7 protein-coding genes are annotated in these 8,320 nt (G+C 47.9%); 5 read left to right on the forward strand and 2 right to left on the reverse strand.

Going from position 1 to position 8,320, the window contains the following annotated elements; all coding sequences use genetic code 11:
* Positions 1 to 214 precede the first annotated feature (214 nt).
* Entirely contained in the window at positions 215 to 700 is a 486-nt protein-coding gene (locus ACR2PX_RS14275) for a hypothetical protein (RefSeq protein WP_434000026.1), read from the forward strand.
* A gap of 90 nt (positions 701 to 790) precedes the next feature.
* Here the strand turns inward: ACR2PX_RS14275 and ACR2PX_RS14280 are convergent, their stop codons facing one another.
* Positions 791 to 1,267, reverse strand: a complete 477-nt coding sequence (locus ACR2PX_RS14280; protein WP_434000027.1) for an STAS/SEC14 domain-containing protein — start codon at positions 1,265 to 1,267, stop codon at positions 791 to 793.
* An 81-nt stretch (positions 1,268 to 1,348) separates the two neighbouring features.
* On the opposite strand from ACR2PX_RS14280, the gene ACR2PX_RS14285 reads away from it, so the two are divergent.
* The 3 genes from ACR2PX_RS14285 to katG all read left to right on the forward strand — a co-directional run bounded on the left by ACR2PX_RS14285 (position 1,349) and on the right by katG (position 5,224).
* Positions 1,349 to 1,927, forward strand: coding sequence for a DJ-1/PfpI family protein (locus ACR2PX_RS14285; RefSeq protein ID WP_434000028.1), 579 nt, complete (start codon positions 1,349 to 1,351; stop codon positions 1,925 to 1,927).
* A gap of 127 nt (positions 1,928 to 2,054) precedes the next feature.
* The gene (locus ACR2PX_RS14290) at positions 2,055 to 2,780 is read left to right on the forward strand and encodes a class I SAM-dependent methyltransferase (RefSeq protein WP_434000029.1); all 726 of its coding nucleotides are present in this window, start codon (positions 2,055 to 2,057) and stop codon (positions 2,778 to 2,780) included.
* A 263-nt stretch (positions 2,781 to 3,043) separates the two neighbouring features.
* The gene (gene katG / locus ACR2PX_RS14295) at positions 3,044 to 5,224 is read left to right on the forward strand and encodes a catalase/peroxidase HPI (RefSeq protein ID WP_434000030.1); all 2,181 of its coding nucleotides are present in this window, start codon (positions 3,044 to 3,046) and stop codon (positions 5,222 to 5,224) included.
* 154 nt (positions 5,225 to 5,378) lie between these two features.
* Here katG and sstT read toward each other — a convergent pair whose 3' ends face one another.
* A complete protein-coding gene (gene sstT / locus ACR2PX_RS14300; RefSeq protein ID WP_434000031.1) occupies positions 5,379 to 6,629 on the reverse strand; it encodes a serine/threonine transporter SstT in 1,251 nt (416 codons plus the stop codon).
* 865 nt (positions 6,630 to 7,494) lie between these two features.
* Between sstT and ACR2PX_RS14305 the strand changes: the two genes are divergently transcribed.
* On the forward strand, positions 7,495 to 8,121 hold the full coding sequence (locus ACR2PX_RS14305; RefSeq protein ID WP_434000032.1) for a hypothetical protein: 627 nt from the start codon (positions 7,495 to 7,497) through the stop codon (positions 8,119 to 8,121).
* Positions 8,122 to 8,320 lie beyond the last annotated feature (199 nt).

Below are 8,320 nucleotides of genomic sequence, written 5' to 3' on the forward strand. Positions count from 1 at the left end.
GAACGAGTCGAATTATTCGATGGATTCGTGAGAATAGTTGACCTATTTAATCGAATTCATCGAATAATTGGGCCGTTCTTTCTGGAATTTAGGCCGAAATAGTCTTAAGTCCGACAGGCTCCTAGGCTCTGGCACAGGATGGTCACTGGATTGTAATGGCTGAATCAAACCGATAGGATGATCTTTCAGGGATCTTGCACCAGGGAGAAGGGCCTTGCTCACGCCGGTCAAACTGACTGTCGCTATTATTCTGGCTTTTCTTTTGTCAGGGTGTGGCACCGCTTCAATAAAAGTCACCCAGCAAGACTTTGATCGGGCTAATGCCCATTGTCAGTTACAGTGGCAGGCAGACAGGACCAGACAACACCCTCAATGGTTTACCCGTTGGCTGGCCTGCAGATCTGAACATACCATGCCTCTTGAATTACAAGCCTACCCACATAAGCAGCGTGAAATCCGTCAAATGTACAGCCGTCTGATGCGAATGGGCCTTGCTGTGAATGAAGGTCGCTCAAAGGTCAGACCGGTCTACGATGAGTGGGAACGAATGCTGAGAAATATCGGCATTTTTAATGCGGCCTGTGTCAGAAACAGAGACGGCTCCCGACACTGTATGCCTGCTGGAGATTCAGTTTTATTCGTGAAAACGGAAGAAGGCGGAATTATTTCTGTCAGCGACCTGATAGAGCCCGACCAATAGCAACCGGTCAGAGAGCAATCATTCAACACCCCCCTTCCCTGCTTTTCAGGCAACACACTGCCCAATGAAACCAGGTCACTCCGTTTTTTTTCAGTCGTCTTCCAGAATCCAGAGCTTCGCCGCTTCCAACTGCTCAAATTGGAAGTGCCTGATTTTTGCTGCAATGAAGTGACTGGCCATTTTCTCTCCCAGATCCCCTACTTTTGCATTCGTCACCAGAGCAATCTTTTTAAGATGCTTATGATGGTTTTTAACAAATCGAAAATGACTGACGAGTGCCCCAAAAGATTCCCAACCCGGAAAATGATCGGTCCTGATGATTAACCCACCCAGATCGCCTTTTGCTTCAATAAGAGGATCAATCTGCTTTGCGGCAGCAATAAAATCCTCTTTGGAAAGGGGTCCATGGGGTTCCAAAAGGGCAATGCCGTCTTCCTTGTCCATTTCTATAGAAAGCATATTTGATCCCAAAGCCTCCGCATTTATGAAATACAGTTTTACAGCCATCACTATAGGCTGAATAACCGTCTTCTCCACTCCATAGAGCACGCTTTTTGGGAATTGCATCCCTCCTCTGGAGCTTGCCCCTCCGACCAGATGTCCTTATATTCGAGAGTTCCCGAGAAGCCAAAGTAAGAATAAAAAACCATGAACATCGCCATTTATATATACGACAATGCAGAAGTACTGGATTTTTCCGGTCCTTTTGAGGTGTTTTCAACGGCCAGTCGGGTCTGTGCAGACGGAGAGCCATTTAATGCCTTTCTGATAGGAGAAACCGGAGAGACAGTTTTAGCCCGTGCCGGGTACAGCGTGAATCCTGATTATGGTTTCTACAACCACCCTCCCATCGATCTACTGATGGTCGTCGGTGGTGTTCATCATGCAGAACTGAAAAAAACCCAGGTGCTCGACTGGATACGAACCACTTCGGCCAGTGCTCAAATGACCACTTCTGTCTGTACAGGGGCTTTTATCCTGGCAGAAGCCGGTATTCTGACCGATCAGAAAGTCACCACACACTGGGAAGACATTCCGGACCTTAAGAAACAGTATCCGTCACTGAATGTGGTTTCTGACCAGCGCTGGGTTCAAGACGACTCTATTGTGACATCCGCCGGGATTACCGCCGGGATCGACATGAGCCTTTCACTGGTCAGCCTGCTGCACAGTCAGGAACTGGCGGAGAAAACAGCAAAACAGATGGATTTTGTATGGAATCGTTAGCATCAATCCGCTAATAAAACAGCCATCTCTTTCTTTGAGTTCCATATTGAAGGCAGACTGATTCAGTTAACATAAAAAGCTCGAGACACCTGATAGAAATTATTATCAATGAGCTTTGGAGCCGTATATGAAGCAGAATATCTATGACCACCCTGACTTTTTCCAGGGGTACAAGGCTCTGAGAATGTCTGATTCTGGCCTGAACGGACTGCTTGAAGAACCCGCCATGAATTCGTTACTGCCTGATCTGAAAAATCTGTCCATTCTGGATCTGGGCTGTGGCATGGGGCAATTTGCCGAACGTGCGATCAATGAAGGTGCCAGTCAGGTGACGGGCATCGACATTTCAGCCAATATGATCAATGAGGCAAAAAGCAGGCATACAGAGCTATGCCACTTTATCCAGGTACCGGTTGAAGATTTCAGTTATCCCTCTGAACAGTATGACCTTGTCACCTCCTCTCTGTGCTTTCACTACATCAAAGAGCTGTCAACACTGCTGAATAACATTGCCAGAACACTCAAGCCTGGCGGGCAATTGATCTTTTCAGTGGAACACCCGATCTGTACGGCACTGCTTCAGGGATGGCTTGTAGAAAAGGGTGAAAAGACACACTGGCCTGTTGACCACTACTTTGATGAGTCAACCAGACAACAGCACTGGCACATTGATGGCGTCGTCAAATACCACCGAACCACCGCCACTCTTTTGAATACGGTTTTCGATGCAGGCCTGTCGCTGCAAAAAGTACTGGAACCGCAACCGGTTGAACATGCCACTGAACAGCTGCCTTCCATGGCAGATCATGACAGAAGGCCTGCTATCTTGATGGTTTCAGCACAGAAGCAATAGCCTCTTAGTATGATAAACATCGAATGCACTTGAGTGCTCTAAGCCAAAAGTGTCCCCCTGAATAACCTTCGTGCCGCCAACAGCCATTTGCTGACACAGCCAATAGCTCTTACACTTCCTTATTATTCTATCCCTATGACTTGAATCTGACTGAATCATGGTAGTCCTATCCTGTTTGCACGACTGATGCAGAATGTGACCTGGCTGCCTAAATCTTTACAAGTTTGTTCCGCATTTCTGCAGGGACGAATAGGAGACACTGTATGTCTGTTAGTCAATGTCCGGTTATGCATCATACCGCTGGCGGTGGTACTTCCAACGAGGATTGGTGGCCTAATCGATTAAAGCTGAATATCCTTCGACAACACGGTGACGCCTCAAACCCGATGGGGGCGCATTTCAATTATGCAGAGGCATTCAAAACCCTGGATCTCAAGGCGGTAAAAGCCGACCTCAGGATCCTGATGACCGACTCCCAGTCCTGGTGGCCTGCCGACTTTGGTCACTATGGCCCTTTCTTTATTCGGATGGCCTGGCACAGTGCGGGTACCTATCGCACGATTGATGGCCGTGGCGGGTCAGGAAACGGCAACCAGCGTTTCGCACCGGTTAACAGCTGGCCTGATAATACCAACCTCGACAAGGCCCGTCGCCTGCTCTGGCCCATCAAGCAGAAATACGGCAAAAAACTGTCCTGGGCAGACCTGATCATTCTTACCGGTAATGTGGCTCTGGAATCCATGGGCTTTAAAACTTTTGGCTTTGCCGGCGGTCGAGTGGATATCTGGGAATCAGAAAAAGACATTTACTGGGGTATGGAAAAGACCTGGCTGGATGATGAGCGTTACTCCGGTGAACGCAATCTGGAAAACCCTCTCGCGGCCGTCCAGATGGGGCTGATTTATGTTAACCCCGAAGGCCCCAATGGCAATCCTGACCCGAAAGCAGCCGCTGTAGATATCCGGGGTACTTTTGCCCGCATGGCCATGGACGATGAAGAAACCGTTGCCCTGATTGCAGGCGGCCATACCTTTGGAAAAACTCATGGAGCTGGCGACCCGGCAAAGGTTGGCCCGGAACCCGAAGCCGCAGGCATTACTGAACAGGGATTGGGATGGAGAAGCAGCCATGGTTGCGGCAAAGCCGGTGATGCCATTACAGGCGGGCCCGAAGTCACCTGGACCAGCCAGCCCACTCAATGGAGCAACCTGTTTTTTGACAACCTGTTTAAATACGAATGGGAGCTGACCAAGAGTCCTGCCGGAGCCTACCAATGGGTTGCCAAAGACAGTGAATCAACCATTCCTGATGCCCATAACCCGACCAAACGTCATAAGCCCACCATGTTAACCACCGACCTGTCGCTTCGCTTTGATCCCGCCTATGAGGCAATATCCAGAAATTTTTACGAAAATCCGGATCAGTTTGCCGATGCCTTTGCCCGAGCCTGGTTCAAACTGACTCATCGGGATATGGGGCCCAGAGCGCGCTATCTTGGCCCGGAAGTTCCCGGAGAAGCCATGGTCTGGCAAGACCCCATTCCCCTGGTTGACCATGAACTGGTGGATGAAAAAGACCAGGCAACCCTCAAACAGCAGGTTCTGAACTCACCTCTCTCCATTAGTGAGCTGGTTTCAACTGCCTGGGCTTCTGCCTCAACTTTCAGAGGCTCGGATATGCGAGGCGGAGCCAATGGAGCCCGAATCCGCCTTGAACCACAGCGAAGCTGGGGGGTGAACCAACCTGAGCAGTTGAATAACGTTTTGAAGCAACTGGAAGACATTCAGCATGCATTCAATAGTGCCCAGTCTGGCACTAAAAAGATCTCTCTTGCCGACCTGATTGTCCTGGGAGGCTGTGCTGCTGTTGAGCAGGCAGCCAAAAATGCCGGATACGATATTGAACTGGCTTTTTCTCCTGGTCGTATGGATGCCTTACAGGAACAAACCGATATTGAAAGTTTCCAACTGCTGGAGCCTGTGGCTGACGGCTTCAGGAACTATCAGAAGCATACAATGGATGTTTCTGCTGAAGCACTTTTGATCGACAAGGCTCAACTGCTCACCCTGACCATACCTGAAATGACCACCCTGATTGGCGGAATGCGAGTTCTGAATACGAACAGCGATCAAAGTCAGCACGGTGTTTTCACCTCAAAATCCGACACCCTGACCAATGATTTCTTTATCAACCTGCTGGATATGAACACGGAGTGGAAAGCAAAGTCTCAGGACGAAAGTCTTTTTGAAGGCACTGACCGAAAATCTGGAGTCAACCAGTGGGCAGCAACCCGGGTCGATCTGATATTTGGTTCCAACTCTGAATTGCGGGCTGTAGCAGAAGTTTATGGTTCATCGGATGCCGGTGAGCAGTTCGCCCACGATTTTGCAGCAGCCTGGGTTAAAGTGATGAACCTGGACCGGTTTGATCTGATGGCTTCCTGAGCCTGTTCATTTCGCACCACCTTGAGCTGAAAATGCCGGACCACCCGAATCATGAAAGAGGCTAAAGAGTCCGAAACAGCAGGATTTTCAATATAAAAAAAACCGCCAGGATCAGCTGGCGGTTTTTTATCATGGACTGAGTGTTACTTCAGTCTCAGGCATTGGCTTCCCGGGTAACGGGGACAGCCTGGCCATTTTCTTCAGCAGAGATGCATGCCGTAGCTGTGAAGACTACGTCGGTTGAGCTGTTCAGGGCTGTCTCGGCAGAATCCTGAACCACACCGATGATAAAGCCAACCGCTACTACCTGCATGGCTACGTCCGCAGAGATACCGAACAGGCTGCAAGCCAGAGGAATCAGCAGCAGAGAGCCACCTGCAACACCGGAAGCGCCACAGGCTGAAACCGCTGCAATCACACTCAGAATCAGAGCGGTAGGCATATCCACCTGAATACCCAGAGTATTCACAGCAGCCAGAGTCATCACAGTAATAGTGATGGCAGCACCTGCCATGTTGATGGTTGCGCCCAGTGGAATGGAGACAGAGTATGTGTCTTCGTGCAGGTTCAGCTTTTTGCACAGTTCCATATTAACCGGAATGTTAGCCGCAGAACTGCGGGTAAAGAAGGCGGTTACACCACTCTCACGCAGGCACTGGAAAATCAGTGGGTAAGGGTTGCGCTTGAGCTTGGCAAACACAATCAATGGATTCACAACCAGTGCAATAATGAACATGCAGCTGATCAGAACCATCAGCAGCTGACCGTATTCCGCCAGGGCAGAGAAACCGGTTTGGGCCACGGTGTTTGCCACCAGACCAAAGATACCGAAAGGTGCCAGCTGGATCACAAAGCGAACAACATTGGATACCGCATCGGAAAGATCGTGTACAACACGCTTGGTTGAGTCAGATGCACGGTGCAACGCCAGACCCAGAGCAATAGCCCAGGCCAGGATACCGATAAAGTTGCCGGTCATCAGGGCTTCAATAGGATTCTGCACAATATTGAACAGCAGAGTGTTCAGGACTTCACCAATACCCTGGGGAGGATTGGCACTGGCTTCATTAGTGACCAGAGTCAGGGTGACCGGGAAGGCAAAACTCATGATGACAGCCGTCAGGGAGGCAGCCAGAGTACCGATCAGATAGAGGCCAATGACTGGCTTCATGTTAGTGTGCTGACCTTTTTTCTGGTTGGCAATAGAAGAAGCCACCAGCACAAAGACCAGAATAGGCGCTACAGCCTTCAGGGCGCCGACGAACAGAGAGCCCAGAAGAGAGAAAGAAAGCGCTGTATCAGGAGCAACCACTGCCAGGCCTGCACCCAGCACAATACCAATGATAATCCTCAACACCAGACTGGTGCTGGCCATGCGATCGAAGAGAGATTGAGTTTCACCCATACCATACCCACTTTAATTATAATGAAATTCATACCCCTTCTGATGATCAGGGAAAGGCTGAATTCCCAGCTCTTGGCTGTTTGTTCATTATCAATTCCGTACTGCGCCCTTGTCTTAACGACCCCTACACAATACGGAAATTACCAATAAGGCGATCACCTTATAAGCAGTTCACACAAATCGAGTGCGCAAACCTAATGGATCATCCCCTCTATAGTATTGATTTAAGTCAACTTTTAGACCTTTAATCTATAGAGTAAGTTCACAATTACTTTTACGCCAGCCAGTACGATGGTCATTTTCAGGGGCATTCAAATGCTAGCCCCAATCCAGCTGATTTTTTGCCACATGGATAAAAATCAGCTTTTCCCATTACTTACCGGCTTTGAAAACAGTTTTTTTCCTGTTTGTCTATCGAACACAGGAATGAGGATAGAGAATCCCTGACGGCAAGTCATTGTGGATTGAACGGTATAGAAACGGTGACACCTAAGCTTTCAGCAAGAGAATTGATGCGTCACCTCCAGGCTAACAGGTAAATACAACTACCTAGATTCGTAGAAACAATGACTCTGAAATGCCTTCAGACGAAGAAAATAAACAGTCATTAAAAATTCATACTGCGATGTGACTTTGCTTTCCATTTATAGAAAATCCATTTCATTAACAACCCGATCGTATTCCTTTATCAATTCAATCCCACACTCAATCATTAAGAATAAATAAAAGATCATCTTAAAAGTATTAACAAAAGCTAATTATGTATGTGAATTCTGAATCATTATAAAAATAATTAATTCCCCCTCAATGCCATATTATTCAGCTAATGTTTATCCCGCCATACTTTTAAAATCGATTAAAACAAATGACCTGGAGCATCCTATGGGATTATTCAGCCGCAGTTTATTATTTTGCTTGTTGCTTGTTGCTTGTTGCTGCAAGCTCCCATGCGTCTCCTTATAAGAACAATGAGGGCGCGCCTTATTATGAATCTTACATCTGTGTCGAAACAGGCGACATGGAATTCTTTGAAGCCAACTGGTTTCTGGCTCAAATTCATCACGGGGGCTATTCCCTTTTTGAAGGTGGGAAAGAAGAAGAGGGTTTTACTCCTTATTTGAAAAGGAATATAAAGCATCAATTTCAGCTGGACGTGAGCTGTACACTTTCTGACGGAGAAGAGTTCTCTCAATCCCAGGGGAGTACAGAAAAAGACAGCTCTGCTGTATCCGTTCTAAATTTGAGTTCAGATGATACTAATCTTGAACTCAGTGTCATTCATCTTTCGCCTGCCACAATCCAGCAAATGAATGGACAATATGGCAACAGACAATTTGAAGACATCTTTGCCAATCTGACCCAACCTGTTTATCTGCAGGAGCAAGATACCCCTTACACGTCTGGCAGCAAGCAACAGAGAATCAGCACCAGCACCATGCTAATAGGTGCCGTCATTTTCAGCATGTCTCTCAATAAAGCGGGGTCATCCTGATCTTCTGCCCTGGGAACCTTAATGTTGTTTACTTACTCATGTTACGCACCCATCAGAATTTGCCATACTTTCAAGGTAACTGCTCAAAATTCGTAGGCAGAGCGGTTCATGAGCTGAACAGATTTTTCCCGCACCATGTCTGATAACCGGGGAATAGTTCCAGTCCCGGAGATTCGATCCTTCAGATATCTGGAGAATG

The sequence above is a fragment of the Endozoicomonas sp. genome, from assembly GCF_051008435.1.
In the GTDB taxonomy this organism is placed as follows: domain Bacteria; phylum Pseudomonadota; class Gammaproteobacteria; order Pseudomonadales; family Endozoicomonadaceae; genus Endozoicomonas_A.